Annotated in this window: 18 protein-coding genes; all 18 read right to left on the bottom strand. The window is 65.2% G+C overall.

Translation table 11 applies throughout. From position 1 onward, the window contains the following. Positions 1-2,148 (bottom strand): phage tail protein (locus tag WFK98_RS15020; protein WP_336800796.1); only part of this gene is annotated, 2,148 nt, incomplete at its 3' end. Then, positions 2,148-2,561: a DUF6950 family protein gene (locus WFK98_RS15025; RefSeq protein ID WP_336800797.1), complete on the bottom strand. Its 414-nt coding sequence runs from the start codon at positions 2,559-2,561 to the stop codon at positions 2,148-2,150. The genes WFK98_RS15025 and WFK98_RS15020, both read right to left, overlap by 1 nt. Next, the gene (locus WFK98_RS15030; RefSeq protein WP_336800798.1) at positions 2,561-3,187 is read right to left on the bottom strand and encodes a hypothetical protein; all 627 of its coding nucleotides are present in this window, start codon (positions 3,185-3,187) and stop codon (positions 2,561-2,563) included. Before WFK98_RS15030 ends, WFK98_RS15025 begins: the two co-directional genes overlap by 1 nt. Beyond that, complete coding sequence (locus WFK98_RS15035) at positions 3,187-3,837, bottom strand: hypothetical protein (protein WP_336800799.1); 651 nt, start codon at positions 3,835-3,837, stop codon at positions 3,187-3,189. The genes WFK98_RS15030 and WFK98_RS15035 overlap by 1 nt, the downstream gene beginning before the upstream one ends. Beyond that, entirely contained in the window at positions 3,834-5,732 is a 1,899-nt protein-coding gene (locus tag WFK98_RS15040) for a hypothetical protein (RefSeq protein ID WP_336800800.1), read from the bottom strand. The genes WFK98_RS15035 and WFK98_RS15040 overlap by 4 nt, the downstream gene beginning before the upstream one ends. A gap of 145 nt (positions 5,733-5,877) precedes the next feature. After that, a complete protein-coding gene (locus tag WFK98_RS15045) occupies positions 5,878-6,282 on the bottom strand; it encodes a gene transfer agent family protein (RefSeq protein WP_336800801.1) in 405 nt (134 codons plus the stop codon). Next, the gene (locus WFK98_RS15050; protein WP_336800802.1) at positions 6,279-6,713 is read right to left on the bottom strand and encodes a phage tail tube protein; all 435 of its coding nucleotides are present in this window, start codon (positions 6,711-6,713) and stop codon (positions 6,279-6,281) included. The genes WFK98_RS15045 and WFK98_RS15050 overlap by 4 nt, the downstream gene beginning before the upstream one ends. A gap of 24 nt (positions 6,714-6,737) precedes the next feature. Further along, on the bottom strand, positions 6,738-7,136 hold the full coding sequence (locus WFK98_RS15055) for a DUF3168 domain-containing protein (protein WP_336800803.1): 399 nt from the start codon (positions 7,134-7,136) through the stop codon (positions 6,738-6,740). Then, complete coding sequence (locus tag WFK98_RS15060) at positions 7,133-7,603, bottom strand: HK97-gp10 family putative phage morphogenesis protein (RefSeq protein WP_336800804.1); 471 nt, start codon at positions 7,601-7,603, stop codon at positions 7,133-7,135. The genes WFK98_RS15055 and WFK98_RS15060 overlap by 4 nt, the downstream gene beginning before the upstream one ends. Further along, the gene (locus tag WFK98_RS15065) at positions 7,603-7,947 is read right to left on the bottom strand and encodes a phage head closure protein (RefSeq protein WP_336800805.1); all 345 of its coding nucleotides are present in this window, start codon (positions 7,945-7,947) and stop codon (positions 7,603-7,605) included. The genes WFK98_RS15060 and WFK98_RS15065 overlap by 1 nt, the downstream gene beginning before the upstream one ends. Then, entirely contained in the window at positions 7,934-8,110 is a 177-nt protein-coding gene (locus tag WFK98_RS15070; protein WP_336800806.1) for a hypothetical protein, read from the bottom strand. The genes WFK98_RS15065 and WFK98_RS15070 overlap by 14 nt, the downstream gene beginning before the upstream one ends. Further along, complete coding sequence (locus WFK98_RS15075) at positions 8,110-8,673, bottom strand: head-tail connector protein (RefSeq protein ID WP_336800807.1); 564 nt, start codon at positions 8,671-8,673, stop codon at positions 8,110-8,112. The genes WFK98_RS15070 and WFK98_RS15075 overlap by 1 nt, the downstream gene beginning before the upstream one ends. A gap of 1 nt (position 8,674) precedes the next feature. Beyond that, positions 8,675-8,860: a hypothetical protein gene (locus tag WFK98_RS15080; protein WP_336800808.1), complete on the bottom strand. Its 186-nt coding sequence runs from the start codon at positions 8,858-8,860 to the stop codon at positions 8,675-8,677. Positions 8,861-8,923: 63 nt separating this feature from the next. Further along, positions 8,924-10,174, bottom strand: a complete 1,251-nt coding sequence (locus WFK98_RS15085) for a phage major capsid protein (RefSeq protein ID WP_442907439.1) — start codon at positions 10,172-10,174, stop codon at positions 8,924-8,926. Between the two features lie 98 nt (positions 10,175-10,272). Continuing rightward, positions 10,273-10,968, bottom strand: a complete 696-nt coding sequence (locus tag WFK98_RS15090; protein WP_336800810.1) for an HK97 family phage prohead protease — start codon at positions 10,966-10,968, stop codon at positions 10,273-10,275. Then, on the bottom strand, positions 10,965-12,215 hold the full coding sequence (locus tag WFK98_RS15095) for a phage portal protein (RefSeq protein ID WP_336800811.1): 1,251 nt from the start codon (positions 12,213-12,215) through the stop codon (positions 10,965-10,967). The genes WFK98_RS15090 and WFK98_RS15095 overlap by 4 nt, the downstream gene beginning before the upstream one ends. Further along, on the bottom strand, positions 12,212-13,960 hold the full coding sequence (locus WFK98_RS15100) for a terminase large subunit (protein WP_336800812.1): 1,749 nt from the start codon (positions 13,958-13,960) through the stop codon (positions 12,212-12,214). Before WFK98_RS15100 ends, WFK98_RS15095 begins: the two co-directional genes overlap by 4 nt. Beyond that, positions 13,960-14,592, bottom strand: coding sequence for a P27 family phage terminase small subunit (locus WFK98_RS15105; RefSeq protein ID WP_336800813.1), 633 nt, complete (start codon positions 14,590-14,592; stop codon positions 13,960-13,962). The genes WFK98_RS15100 and WFK98_RS15105 overlap by 1 nt, the downstream gene beginning before the upstream one ends. Positions 14,593-14,660 lie beyond the last annotated feature (68 nt).

Raw genomic sequence — 14,660 nt, forward strand, 5'->3', positions numbered from 1 at the left:
CTGGTCGGCGATCGCCGTGTCGCCAGCGATGTAGGCCTGCGTCACCTGCTGGATGGCAGCGACCAGGTCGCCGCGGATCGCCGCGCGCTGGATGTAGTCGGCGCCGACATTCTCGGCCCCGTCGAGCGCTATCCGATCGATCACCTCGTCGAGCTGGCGCTGCAGCTCCTGCATCGAGCCGCGAGCGTCGTTGGTGTTGAGCGCCAGCTCATAGGCCTGCTGTTGCGTCAGGCCTTCGGCGATGTCGGGCGTCAGCACCTTCCGCCAGCTCGACCAGGCCGTATCGCGCGGCGATGCCGGCCGGTAGCGCCCCCTCACCTCGTAGCGGGTACGACCGAGGATCGACTGCGAGATCTCGATCGCGCCCGCATCAACGCGGTCGGTCTCGCCCTGCAGAACTAGCGTCTGGTCGACCTCGAGGCGAACCTCGAACTGGACGCCGTCGACGTCGTCCAGGTTCGGGTCCCACGACATGCGGATGCCGGCCCGCGCATTGTCGCCATCACCGCGGATGGTGATCGGGATCACGTTCCAGTCGATGATCGGCTGCGCCGGCGGCCGCACGACTTCGGTCGGCGCGGTGATGATCGGCCGGAGATCAATCGGGCTGTAGTCGCTCGGGTCAACCTCGGTCAGGTTCCAGCCTACATTGAGGTTCGCGAGGCTCTGGACGGCATCGACGCGAAACAGCTTGCTCACATAGCCATTGCGCGCCGAGGTCCAGGACACATAGTCCCCCGGCTCGACCACGACGGCCTCGGGCGGCATCGGCAAGGCGTGCTGGCGGAACCGCCGCGCCTCGGCCAAAGCCGACGCCATGAGCCGCTGCACCTGCGTGCCGGAAGTCACATAGCCATAGCTGACATCCGCCACCTGGCGCCGGCCATCGTCCTGCTGCTCGAACAGGGTCGAATAGATCGGCGGCGCATCCTTGGTGTTCCAGCCCTCGGCCGGCTCGGTGTACTTGCCGGTCGCGCCATTGACCACATCCGCCAGCGACGGAAATGGCTCGAAGGTCTGCGGGTCCGTCGAAAGCACGTCGTCGTCGGTGAACGAATAGACGGCGAGGTCCGGTGCGCCCGCATGCGGCTTGTAGATCCCGCCGACCTCGGCCAGCCGGCCATTGCAGCACTTCAGCAACTCGGCGATGAGATCGGCGGGCTCGGTGTCGAGCGAGACCTCGCCGCCGCTGCGATACTGCGGCTCCGTCCCGGCCCCGACGACCGGGACCGACAGGTCGCATTCATTCATAGCCGCGGTACAGGCCGAGACCGGCAGTTGCGATCCTGTGACGGTCTGACCGCCATAGAACCATTTGCCCTTATAGGAGATCCCGCGAACGACGTTGTAGATCTGCACGATCGGGCTCGGTGAAGCAGGCGTATAGGTCGAGGTGTCGCCCCAGACCTGCGTACCGACGCCGCCCATGGCGCTATCCTTGCGCACGTCGTAGAGCGGCACACCGTCCAGCACGAACTTGAACTGCGGAAAGCCGGAAAACAGCTTGTCGCTGACGCGCGCGATCACGACGGCATAGGCGACGCCGGTGCCGACGCGCGTCGACTTCCAGGGACGGCTCGAGCCGGCAAAGCGCGCCACCATCTGGGCATCGGCCGCCGTCTGGTTGCCGTCATAGAAGCGGATCCACAGGCGATCGCCGTCATTGTTGTATTCAGGAATCGCGCGCTGTGTGCCCGAAGGCGTCGCGGGGTCCCAGGTCACCTTCGATCCGTTGACCCAGACCTCGGCCAGGCCCTTCACCGGCAGGTCCGACAGCGCGATCACATAGTGCAGAAAGGCGTTCGGCGTGCCGTCGACCTCGCCCCACGTGCCGTCATAGACCAGCGATCCGGCCGTCATGCCGCGACCGAGGATGAAACTGCGCGGGACCGCACCACCGAACTGCAGCTTGCCGGAGACGCCGCCGACGCCGCTGCCGACCTCCTTCTTCTTGGCGAAGAGATAGGTAAGGCCGAGCCCGACGCCCGCCTTCAGGACGCCGCCGACGATGCCGGCAAGCGCGCCGCCACCTCCCAGCCAGCCGGCGAACGCGCCGACGGCAGCAATCACCGGCGCAGCCTGGCAGAGCGCCGTCGAGCAGAGCAGAAGCTGCGTCGCGAGAGAGGCAGTGCGAAGAAGACGGCGCATCATCCGATCCTGAATGCCCTGGCTGCGTCGAGGCGATCGAGGGTGCCCAGGCCATCCGGCCCCAGCACAGCCACCCGTTCACCAGCGACGATGCCGAGCGCCCAGCCGTCTGGCGTGTCGAAGGCCGCGACGTCACCGGCCCCCGCCATCACCGGCGGAACCTCATTGAAGAAATGAGCGGCGAGGGCCACTAGGTCGTGATAGCCGGCCCGCTTCAGAGCCCGCTGTGCACCACTGGCCGAGCGATAGGAGCCACGAAAGCCGATCGCGAGATCGAGGCCCGTCATCGCCCGGATGCAATCGGCAGCGAACAGCGCGCAGTCGTGCTCACCCCAGGCGAACGGCAGGCGGCGATGCGCCTCGATCGTCTCATGCAGGGCCGTCCGCCAAGCGGGAATGCGTTGCAGCACCATCAGCTGGCCTTCCCCTGCTTCTTGCCCCAGAAGATTTCCCAATCCGCGACCACGCTGGTGTCGTGATAGAAATCGTCATCCGCCTTGCGGAGGATCTGACTCTCATGGCTGCGCACGTCGGGATTCTTCCGCGTCAGCTCGCGCGTATGGGACGCGCAGGAAAGCCTGACCGTCGATGCGCCACCCTCGGCCGCCGTCTCGATCGGCGCTTCGTCGATGAAGCCGATGAACCGGGCCTTGGCCGGGGCAACCAGCTCGAGCGTGTGCGGGTTCAGGTAGCCGCGATAGATCGCGATCGGGGCGTTGCGCGCGTCATAGGCGCGGACGGCCGCATTCACGGCGTCGTCGATCCCGGACAACTCGACCTCGACCGTGCGCACCGAGATATCCGAGGTCAGCGCAATGTCACCGACCGAGACGAGCGCACCGCCGACAAAGCTCTTGGTCTCGATCAGGCCGGTCAGGCCATTCTTGATCAGGCAGGTGAACGGCCCGCCATCCAACCAGAAGCAGGCCTCCTGCGTAGCGCCGGTGATCCGATCCTTGACGGTAAAGACGACGAAGTCGCGAGCGACGACAGCGCGGGCGGCAATCGCCGCAAGCTCGGCTGGCTCCAGGGCGAGCATCAGCCGATCACCTGCGTCGCGGTGAAGGAGATCGGGCCGCGCGCGTTGAGATTGGCGGGGGTCGAGACGGAACCGGGCGTGATCATCATCAGGCAGCCGGGCCGCTTCACCTTGACGACATTGTTGATGGCGGCGCCCTGCCGAATCGGCGGACGGACCTCGAAGGCCGGCGTCATGCCCAAGCCGTCGGCGACGACATCTTCCATGGCCTGGTGCAGGGCATAGAGCGGCCCCGCCCCATAGGCCCAGGAGACGTGATCACCGATCGAGATCTTGAAGCCGGCCGGCAGGCCCTTCAGCCGCACCGCGATCGTCGAAGGCAGCGCCGAGATGGCCGCCGTCTCGCCGTTGAAGGCGCCGCCCGTCGGCCAGGTGCCGTGCGGATAGGCCGCCGGGAAGAAGGACGCCAGGTCGTAGCCCCAGAACGTCTTCTGCCCGTTTTCGAGCGCGGCGAGCCGGGCCTTCCAGCGACGCAGCTCATTCGGCTCGAGGTCGCGCGTCGCGGCCTGCATGGCCCAGAGCGGTGCCCGCCGGGATTTGACCCGCACTTGGCCGCCGGCCTGGCCGGACGTCTCGTCGCCATAGGACAGGTCAAGCGTCGCCCAGCCGGGCCAGTCGGCGAGGAGATCGAGCGGATAGGTGATCGTCATCGAAGGATCCGGTCCCGCTGCAGCCTCTTGATGGTGTCCGGCAAGGAAGCGATGAGCCGCTGATTGTTCTGCTTCAGGATCGCGGCGAACTCCGCCTCGGTCATCTGCGACCCGCGCGCGTCGATATGCGTGTCGCCCAATTGAAAGACCGGCGCCGAGTTCGACCGCGGCGCGACAGCCGCCGGCGTCACGGGGACGCCCATCATGGCACCAATGCCGGACAGTCCGGAGTTCATCGCCTCGAGGAGATCGCGGTGCTTGGCGGTCGCCCGGGCGTTCACCACAAATTCCTTGCCATGGACGACACCGGCAACCTTCCCGGTACCGCCGTCACCCGTGTAGCCACCGCTGGCGAAGCCGAGCATTTTACCGATGGCACCGAAGGCGCTGCCGCTCGAGCCGCCGCCGAACAGTTCATTCAACGCGATGTCGATCAGCTTCGATGCCACCTTGTCGAGGGCATTGGCGAGCGCTTCGGTGGCAGACTTGCCCTCTCGCATATCGGAGATGAAGCCACTAAAGACGTCGCGGCCGAGATCGCGCATCTCTTCCGCACGCTGGCGGACGAGATCCTGCTTTTCAGCAAGCTTCTGCGATTCGACAGAGGCGGTTGCATAGCCGGAGGCCAGCGCGTCGATCTTTTCGCGGAGCGCCGGCGTGATCGCCAGACCCGCCGCCTGCGCAGCGTAAAGCAGATCCTGAGCCGCCCGGGCCTTTTCAACTGCAAAGCCATAGTCGTCGATCAGCGGATTGACCGAAGCCTGAGCCGCGGTCTCCGAAAGCAGCGCAGCCGTCCGGCGCGTGATCGCTTCGGTCTCACGCTCATATTCATTCTTGCGATCGGTGCCATATCCGTCCGGGGGGACGATCGCCGGATTGGTGATCGTCCCTGCGTCGAGAACCTTTCGACCGCCGCCACGGACTGAATCGAAGAAGTCATCGGATTGCGACTGGCTGGGCGTGGGCGTGCCTGCACCGATCTTGAGCGCCCGAAGTGCTGCAGCCTGGGCAGCGGTGCCCCCGATCGTGAGGCCAATAGCTTCGCCGAAATTCCCCTTCTTCAACTGCTCGAGCGAGTAGCTGAGATCCTTCACTGCGAGCGTAATGTCGGCCATAGCGGCGACGACAAGGGGCGCCGTCTCGACCGCGAAGCCCTGGAACGTCGCTCGCAGCGTGGCCTTCAGCTTGACGAGCTTGTCGTCGAGATCGCCGGCCCGGGCAACCAGGCTGTTGCTCACGACGACGCCGGCAACCTGGGCATCGCGCGTCAGCTGATTGATGCCTGCCGATCCCTGCTGCAGTAGCCCAACCATGTCCTTGCCGGCCGACCGGCCGAAGGCAAGGATCGACAGGTTCAGGGCGTCCTGCGGGCTCTTGGCACGCGTGACGAGATCGGCATAGGAACCCAGGAGATCCGTGACGGAGCGCAGCTTGCCGTCCTGGTCATACAGCGCGATGCCGTTGATCTTGAGAACCTTGGCGAGGTCGCCGCTGCCGCCCGCCGCCTGCGACATGTTCTGCGCGAACTTCTGCAGGCCGTTGTCGAGCGCCTCAGCCGAACCGCCAGCCATGTCGGCAGCATACCGCAGTTCCTGCAGCTTTTCGGCCGTGATGCCAATGCGATCCGAGACGTCGCCGATCTCGGCCAAGGCAGCAACCGCATCCGTGATGGCACTGACCGTCTGCGCCGAAAAGAACGCGCCGACGGCGCCGGCAGCCGCCCCCTTCAGGAAGCCCGTGCCGAGGTTGTTGAGGTTCCGGTTCATCTTGTTGAACCGGCCCTCGATCTGGGTGGCGGTCTGGTTAGCGACGCCTGCCGCCCGTTTCATCGAGCGCTCATAGCTCTTTACCTGCGCCTCGAGCTGCACAACCAGTCGTTCAATATCGGTCGCCATCAGCCAAGCCTCCTCACCAGATCGTGGAATTCATCGGTCGTCGGCGGGTCGACGACTTCATCGGGTGAGTTCGCGCGGTTGTGTCCGTCGACGCACGCGGCAAACTGCCAGAGGCTCATCGCGTCGACCTCGGCAGGCGTGAAGCCTAGGACCGCTCCGGCGCCGTAGAGCTCGGCGAAGGCGAGGCGTCCGTCGCCTCCGTCGCGGCCTCCGCCGGCTCCCTTTTTCCCACCGGTTCGTCCGGCGGGCCGACAAGCGCGGTAATGAGAACGGCTTGCGCAGCAGGGACGTTGTCCATCAACGGGAACACGTCGACGTACCGGCTGACCAGACCGAGGGCTTCGACCGGCTTCATGCCGCCGCCGATCAAGCCGATCCGCAGCGTCTCGCGGATATCATCGACCCGCCAGCGCCCCGTGTTGACGCGCTGCAGAAGCTCCGCCGGGCCAACGCCCGTCTTCTCCTGCAGCTCGCGCCATTCGCCGATGGCGAGCCGGAAACGATGCTCGCCATCGCCCCAGGCGAAGGAGACCGAACCGTCGCGGCTCATGCGGCCAGTTCCACCGGACCGTCGGACTGCCACTCCATCTCGACCTGGATGAGCCCGTCCTGCTCGCCGGTGATGTTGAGCGTGGCGAGGTGGTAGCGCCCCTCATAGGTCCGCGGGCCGACCGCGTAGTCGATCGTCACCTGGACGTTGCGCGAGTCCTGGTCGGCGAAGGCTTCCTCGTAGAGATCGAGGCTTTCCTTGGCCAAGGTGCCGGAACCGGACAGGGACGCGGTCAGGGCGCTTTTCACCCGCTCCGTCCAGATTGGCGCGTCCGGGTCGAGGCAGTCTGCGACGTTGAATTCGTTCATCGCCGCCGAGCGGTTGAACGACTTGGTCGTCAGCGCGCACGGCGCAACGAAAACCTCCGGCGATGCGCCGTCGCCGATCTTGATGAGCAGCTTCGAACCCCGAAGCGTAGTGGGCCTCGCCATGGCGGTCTCCTTTGGTGGCTTGGGTCAGTCGGGCTGTGTCAGGGCCCGAAAGGTCATCGCGATATGGCTGGTGATCCCGTCCGGATCTCGAAGCGTGCGGGCGTCGCGAAATTGCAGCAGCTCAAGGGAATGCCCGGAGAGCGCGAGATCGGCGTCATGCAGGGCGCTGCGGATCTGATCGGCGATGCCCTTGGCCTCAGGGAAGCCGACGGCGCGTGACCACACATGCACATCGGCAAAGCTCTCTGATCCGGCGTAACAATCCGCCAGGTCTGCATTCACCTGGATCTCGCCGATTGTCACATAAGGGTAGAGCGCAGATGCCGGCGGCATGTCATAGACACGACCACCCAAGACAGGGACGGCGGCAACGATGGCATGGAGAAAACCGGCCTGAAGAGCGAGGCTTGGATCCGTGCTCATGAGCCCCCTGTAATCCGCTTGATCGCCTTGGTCATCGCGCGGTTCACACGGCTTTTGGCCCGCTTCCGCAGCGCCCGATAGGCGGGAAAGAAAAAGGGCTGTGCACGCGCGCCAGGGTGCTTCGAGCCTTTGGTGGTGCCGCCATTATCATGCGGCGCGGTGCCAAACTCGACCAGATGGGCGTACCGGGTTTCCGAGTTGCCCGCCGAGATGACCACCGTCAGGTCGGGGTCGCCGTCCGACATGGCCGAACCTGCCAACGACGCATAGCGCTCTTTGCCACCACCCCAGGTCTGGACAATGCTGCGCGCCAGACGGCCGGTGCGTTTCGGCGCGAGCCGGCGCTGCATGCCCTGAATCTCATCGGCGCTTTCCGCCAAGGCCTGCTTGGCAGCCGCTCGGACTTGCGGCGGCATGGCGGCCAGCTTCTGCAGCAGGCGTTGCCGGTTCTGGACTCTCGTCGCCATCAGCCGACCGCCTCGCCGCTTGTCGCCAGAAGGTCGAGATAGGCGCCTTTCTCATCCATGTTCGCCATCGACGTGATGTTGAAGAGCGTGCCGATGCGCGCGTCCCGTGCCCGCCAGTCGGTACGGATCTGGCGCGTGCTGGAGGACGAGCGCACACGGATGATTACCGGCTGCGTTCCGGCAAGCCGGGCCGCTTGGACGCCCTCGCCGCCCTTGAGCGGCTGGATCCGGGCCCAGACGACGAACTGCTCCTGCCAGTCTCCGGCAACCATATTGCCGTAGCCATCATCGACGGCGGCGCGGCGGTCGAAGGCCACCCGCTCGCGAAGCTCACCGGCGCTCATCTGGGTTTTCCTTCTTGGCCACTTCAGCCTTGCCGACGGCGATGGCCTCGGCAGCGCAGGCGCGCGTCACGCTCAGCGTCATGCCCGCCTTGTAGGCGATCGTGACGCGCCCACCCCTCTCCGCCGGCGACCAATCGAAATCCGCCAGGAACCGGACCCGCATCAACGGGCCACCCGATACGGCGAGAGCAGAGCCTCTACCGTGAAGGGAAGGACATTGACGGTGCCTCCGATGTTGACTGCCTCGCGGGCCTCGAACCACTGCCCGACGAGGAGTAGGATCGCCTGCATGATCGGAGCGGGTGGCTTGGCATATCCCGCCTGATAGGAGACCCTGATCGCATCGGCCTCGCACCGAGCCGATGGAAAGGCCACGCCGTGCACTGCGATGACGCGTGGACAGGAGGGAGGCCCCGATAGCCGGAAGGCCGCGCTCGGCAGAGCCTGCTCGACCCCGTCAGCATCGACATAGCGGATCTCGACGCTCTCCGGGTCGACCGGTGCCATCAGCATGAGGGGATCGTCGAAACTGTCGAAGACGGTCACCAACTCCTGTAAACCGATAGCACGCCCGAGCCAGCCGGACGGCCCGTCGATCCAAGCCGTCGCTGCAGCGATCAGCGTCTCGACGTAGGTCTGTTCGTCGTCGCCATCGAGGCGCAGATGCGCCTTCGCCTCCGCCCAGGTCACGACAGCCGCTGGCGCCTCGACCACATACGTGGCCATGCTAGGCTCCGGCCTTGTTGCTCACCGGCGCGGCGGCCTTGTTGGCCGACGGCTTGGCCGCCTTCGGCTTCGGCTCGGCCAACACCTTGCCGATCAGATGCGCAACGTCGGCGCGCGCCGCATCGCGAGTATCGCCGGGCTTGTAGAGTCGATCGCCGATGTGCTCGCGAATGACCTCGAACTTCATGATTGAACCTCCATTGAAGCGGAGGGCGGTGACCGCCCTCCTGTCGATGACCAGTCGCGACCGTTACGGACCGCTCGGCGGCGCAACGTTGCCGTAGATGAAGGCCTCGGGTCGGTAGACCGCCAGTGCGAGCCGCTCCTCGCCAAGCAGCGTGACCATATTCTTCGTGAAGTCGTCGTTCTCGTATCCGAGCTCGACACGGGCATCCCAACGATCGAACAACTGGGCACCGAGCCGAAAAGCTCCCGTCAGGAACTTTCCGACCGTGATGGCCTGGGTTTCGACCACAGGCAGCGCCCACATGGTCGGCGCCGCAGAGCCCTGCGGGTTGCCGATGATGTAGCGGCCAACGTCATCCTTGAGTTGCTCGATCGCGGCCCAGTCGATGGGATTGAGCACATGGCCGGTAGCCGGATACTCGGCGAGAGCTGCCTGCAGCTGCGCGATGCGAAGCGTATCGATCGCCGTCATCGGCGTCGGCGCAGTGTAGCCCGCGGGGACGGCATAGGCCGAGGCCTGCGGAATGATGCCCATCAGATTCTGGCCGGTGCCATCGCCGTTCAGCAGCTGGCCTTCTTCCTTGAAAGCGAGACCGTAGAGCAGACGTCCATCGATCATGGAGCGGACCTGGGGCGCATCGTCGAGGATCTGACGAGAGGCCTTCATCCAGTGGGCGATGACCTTGGCCGACGTGGTCACCAGAGACAGCTTGATGTCGGACGACGGCTTCGCAGCCCCTTCGGCGACAGGAGCCGCGTTGTTGGTGAAGCCGGTCTCCTTCACGTATTCGAGCGCGCCGCCATCCATGCGGCCCGGCGTGATGAGATCCCGCACCGTCATCCGGCGCTGGGGCAGCTCGAGGATACCGGACAACCTGGTCGGCGCCACTGCCGCACCGGCCGAGCCAGCCGCATTGGTGGTTGCGGTGGTGATCGACGCCTTGATGCGGAAGTCCGCCTTACCAGACGACGGCTTGTCCGCGAGGAACTTCTTCACCCCTTCACTGTCGATGAAGCGCTGGCCCATCGACTTCTCGGCGTCGCCTTCTTCGCCGCCCCCGCGCGCCAGCTTCTGCTCGATCTCGGTGATCTGCTCGCCGAGGCCGTTCATCTTGATCAGCGCCTCGTCGGCCTTCTCCTTCAGCGAGGTCGTCAGCGCCTCGCCCGACTTGGCCTTGCCGATCGCCTCCTCGGCGATCGCCTTCACCTGGTCGATCGAGCGCTGGAAGTCCGCCTTGATCTCGGTGGCGAGTTCGGCGGCCGATTTGCTGTCGTGATCCGGCGCGCGCATGTAGCGGCCGGCCGCACGTTCCATCGGGGTCATGCGGCCGAGCAGCAGCGCCGCGCCGGCCATGACGAACATGGCACGCTTGTGCATAAACATGGATATCTCCAAAGAGTGAGGGATGGGGCCTAGCCCCGGAGGGCTCGCAGGAATGCGAGCTGGTCATCCGCTTTGGCAGGCTCCCCCTGCCTCTTCAGGTGGAGGCGCGCGGCACGCTCCGCCTGCGAATTCGAGAAGCCCAACCCCTTGAGCCACGCCTCGAATTCTCGCTCTGTCAGCCGGTCCCCGGCCTTCAGCTTTTCCGTCAGTTCATGAGCCTGCTTGGCCGCCTTCACGCTGGCCACCGTCGCATTCTCGTTCGCGCCGATGGACACGATCGAGACCTCGCGCAGGTCCACTTCCTCAAGCGTCCACACACCAGTCTCGGCATCGACCGAATAGCGCTTGATGCGATAGCCGATCGACAGCCCGTCGATGTCGCCCGCCTTCAGAAGGGCATGCGCCTCGCGGGCGCGCTGGACAGCCATGTTGAGCCGGCCGCGCATCAAGAGGCCGTGGTCGTCTTCCGTCGCCGAAAGCCACCTGCCGATCGGCTGACTGGCATCATGCTGCCAGAACATCTTCGGCATGGTTCCGGCGGCAGCATGGCCCGCCAGGCTGCTCGCGAACGACCCCGGCGCGATCACGTCGCCATAGCTGTCCGGCTCGCCGCCGAACGTGCTGCCATAGCCCTCGATCTCGCCCTCGTCGGTCAGCGACTTGATCTCAAGGCACCGTGAAGCCTTGCTGATCTGCAGGGCGGAATCCTTGCGGAAGATCGTCATTCTTCATCCTCCATCGGGGGGCCGCCATTGTCGCCGATGCCCCTTGCTTGGGTGATCGGCACGTTCTGCATCTGCATGCGGGGAACATCGCCGCCGAGAACAGGCGGCAAGTTCTCCTTCGCCCGAACCTCATTGATGGTCATCCATCCGTTGGTCAGGGCAGATTGATAGAAGGCCGACCGGCCGGCGCTGTCGCCGCGCAGCAGGCCTTCAATATTGAACTTGACGGTAATTCCCGCAGCCCGATCAGCCGCGGTGAGCAGCTGCTTGGCGATGGCCTGCTCGATCCGCTTCAGTCTGCGACGCAGGGTAAACTTCTGCAGGAGGTCGCCTTGCTGCTCGACGCCGGTCGGCCAACTGGTGGTCTTCGAGGTGTGGCCGACCATGACCGGCGGAACTCCGAAAAAGCGGCAGATCTCCTCGACTGAGAAAGCGCGCGTCTCCAGCATCTGCGCGTCTTCGGGACTGATGGTGATCTGGTTCCAGGTGGACCCGCCCTCCAGCAGCATCGGACGGCCGGCGTTGATGGCGCCGGCGTATTTCTCCATCAGCACCTTTTCGGCGATATCCCGCTGCTCCTGCGTCAGCCACTTCTCAAAGGTGACGACACCGGAGGGGCGCAGACCGTTGGCGAACATCTTCGCCGCCGCTCGATCTGCCGCCCTAGCCGACGAGAACGCCTGACGCGCGAACTGCAGGGTGGACATTCCGCCCAGCGGATTGCCGCCGGGACCGCGGATATGGAGCATGGTCCGGTCGGTCTCTACGTAGCTCTTGCCCGCATCCGACCAGCGGTATTCCAGCGTCCCTGTCGACAGACGGCGGACACTGACTAGATCCGGGGCGACCGGCACGATGGCGAGGATCCGAGCGCCCGAGCGCTCGATGCGCGCGAACCCGTTGCCGTGAAGCTCAATCGAAGCCGCGATGAAATCCCAGAAGTCCAGTGCGGTCTGATCATAGTTCGGGCTGTCATGCAGCAGGCGAAAGAGCGGGTGATCATCGGCAGGCTCAGGCGCTCCGGCCGCTCCCTTGCGGTACACGACCAGGGGTAGCGACGAGATGGTGCCCGAGAGGAGATTGACGCAGCCCCAGACAGCGGAGAGCGCCAGTGCGCTCGACTCCGTAACGAGCTCGCCGGCGTCGCCCATGTGGCCCGCCCCGAACCATCCCTCGACGTTTTGAATGGAAAGCGAGCGCACCACGGTCTGGGCGGCCTTCAGGGCAAGGCTGCGAATTGGGTTCACGCTGCACCCGCCAGGCTCTTGAAGTAGTCGTCCATTCCGCCCTCTTCATTGCCAGCGATTGCCAGACCAATCCCCATGACGCCGGCGGCGATGCCGTCGATCTTGTCGAGGGAGCTTTTCTTGTCCGGGACGTAGTTGAGGTTGGCGTCGAAGCGCACCGTGCAGTGCCCGGCCATCCAGGCCAGGACAGGATGGCCGCCATGCTCGATCTTGGTGGCGAAGACGAGACGCTCCATTTCCTTCGTCGGCGCGCCAAGCGTCGCGTGACCCTGACGCATCTCATGCATCAGCTCGGCATCGAGCCCGTCGACCTGCAGATCGGCGACGAGCTTGCCCGCATTCCACGGGTCATAGCCGAAGGCCATCAGATCGAAGTCGTGGCCGACCTGGACGACGTCCTTCTGCACGAAGTTCTGGTCGACAAAATCGCCGGGCGTCGTGAAGAGCGCACCTTCTGCGACCCACTTCTTCCAGTTCACCCGCTTGTCGGCGGCGGCGCGCTCGTCGAGCGTCGCCTCAGGAACCCAGAACTTCGGAATCAGCACCCAGCGATCGTATGTGTCATCTGGCGGGATGACGATCATTCTCGCCGTGATGTCGCGGGTCGACGAGACGTCACAGGTGACGAACGCCTTGCGGCCCTTGTGTCGCGCGTAGAGCTTCGGCCACGACTTCGCATCGACCGTACAGGCGGCCCATCGGTCACGCGGCAGCCAGGCGGAAACCTGATCTACCCACCGGTTCAGGTGGTAGCACTGGAACACCGCCTCGGCGGCCGGACGTCCCTTCGCCTTCCGGTATTCGCCACGGAGGTAGTCCAGTGTCGGCGTCAGGCCGAGGCTCGGATTGGCTTTCCGCCAGACCGCCTCGTCGCCCCAATCGTCGTCGTCGGCGATCCCGAAATAGACGATCAGCGCCGTCGGCTCGTCGAGGTCACCACGCATGATCGCGAGCGATTCCTCGAACCACTCATAGCCGATCCGGTTCTGCTTTCGACCCGCAGTCGATGCGTAGAGCTCGATCGGCTGCAGGCGGGAGCCGGTTCCTTGCCGAAGGGTGTCGGCCAGTTCGCGGGTCCGCCATTCATGGATCTCATCACCGAGGATGACCGTCGGCGCGCGGCCATGCTTGCCGTCCGGCGCGCCGGTCAGAAGCTGGCAAAGAGAGGCGGTTTCGCGGAGGTAGATGCCCTTGTCGGTGAAGGTGACGCGCTCGTTGCCTTGCTTGTCATCCTTCAGGCCGACAGCCTCGAGAATGACATCCTTCATCTTCTTGAACGGGATGCGGCCTTGGTCTTCGTTCCGGCCGAACACGAAGCCCTCGGCGCCCTGGATCTTCTCCATCACGAAGAACAGCACGCCCAGCGTCGCCAGGAACTCGGACTTGCCGTTCTTGCGCGGGATCCAGAGATCCAGCCGCCGGAATAACCGCACATGCTGGATAGCCGGCAGATGCGTGGCGGCGTCGATGATTTCAATCGGCTTCTTCCAGCCGACCAACATCCGAACAATGATCTCCTGCGACAGCAGGAGCTTGAACGGGACGCCCTTGAAGCGGTCGTTCGTGAGGCGGAACACGCGGGGCCAGTTGGCGACGATGGCATCAGCCTTGCCATGGTCGAACCATGCGCCCTCTACCGCGCTCGCCCGGCCCCAGGCCAATACGGCCCACTGATAGATCGGGTCATCCGCGACCGGCGCCAGCCAGGGCGGCAGCGCGCTCGGCGCCGCCTGGTTGCCGGGCATCAGTTCACGCTCTGGCCCGGAGGCACGCTGTCGGTCTGGTTCATCAGGTCGCTCGGATCTGGATCGTCCTGCGCCGGGAGCGCGGCCTGCGGCCCCATCCCTGGAAGGTAGGGCTGGCGCCCACCATGCCCCGCATTGAAGGTCTCGACCCGCGTCAGGTCGCTGTCGCCGCGCGGCGGGAAGCCGAACTCGGCCTCGAGCAGACGGAGCACCCCTTCGGCATCTTTCATGATGTCGAGACTGGGATGCGGAACGATCTTGGTGCCGCCGTGCCCCATCTCCCACTTCATGGTGAGGCCGCCCTTTGGCAGATCCTTTCGAAGGGTCTCGGCAGCTGCCTCGTAGATCTGGCTCCAGATGCAGAAGCGCGTGAGCGCCGCCCGGTATCCCGGGCGACGTCGCCCGCCGGCGCGGAGGACGTCGGCTTGCTGGTCCCATAGTTCGATCGCTCGCCGCCAATACGCAGGCGCCCGCGCCAGGATGGCGGGAAGCAGGAACGGGTTGCTGTCGATGACGCGCTCTGCCTCGGCGGCGTTCGCCGCGGCGTTGATCTCGCGCTCGACCGCCTTCTTGCGCCGCCCCGGAAACCCTTGAGCCGCTTGCAGAAGCGGGTCCTGCTTTCTGCGGCCCATAGGCGACCTCTACTCCGGTGCAGAAAAAAAGTTTGGCGCTGAAATATCGCGCCGCCAGAAAGTTCATT

Origin of the sequence: Kaistia sp. MMO-174 (genome assembly GCF_037147815.1) — a bacterium.
Lineage (GTDB): Bacteria > Pseudomonadota > Alphaproteobacteria > Rhizobiales > Kaistiaceae > Kaistia > Kaistia nematophila.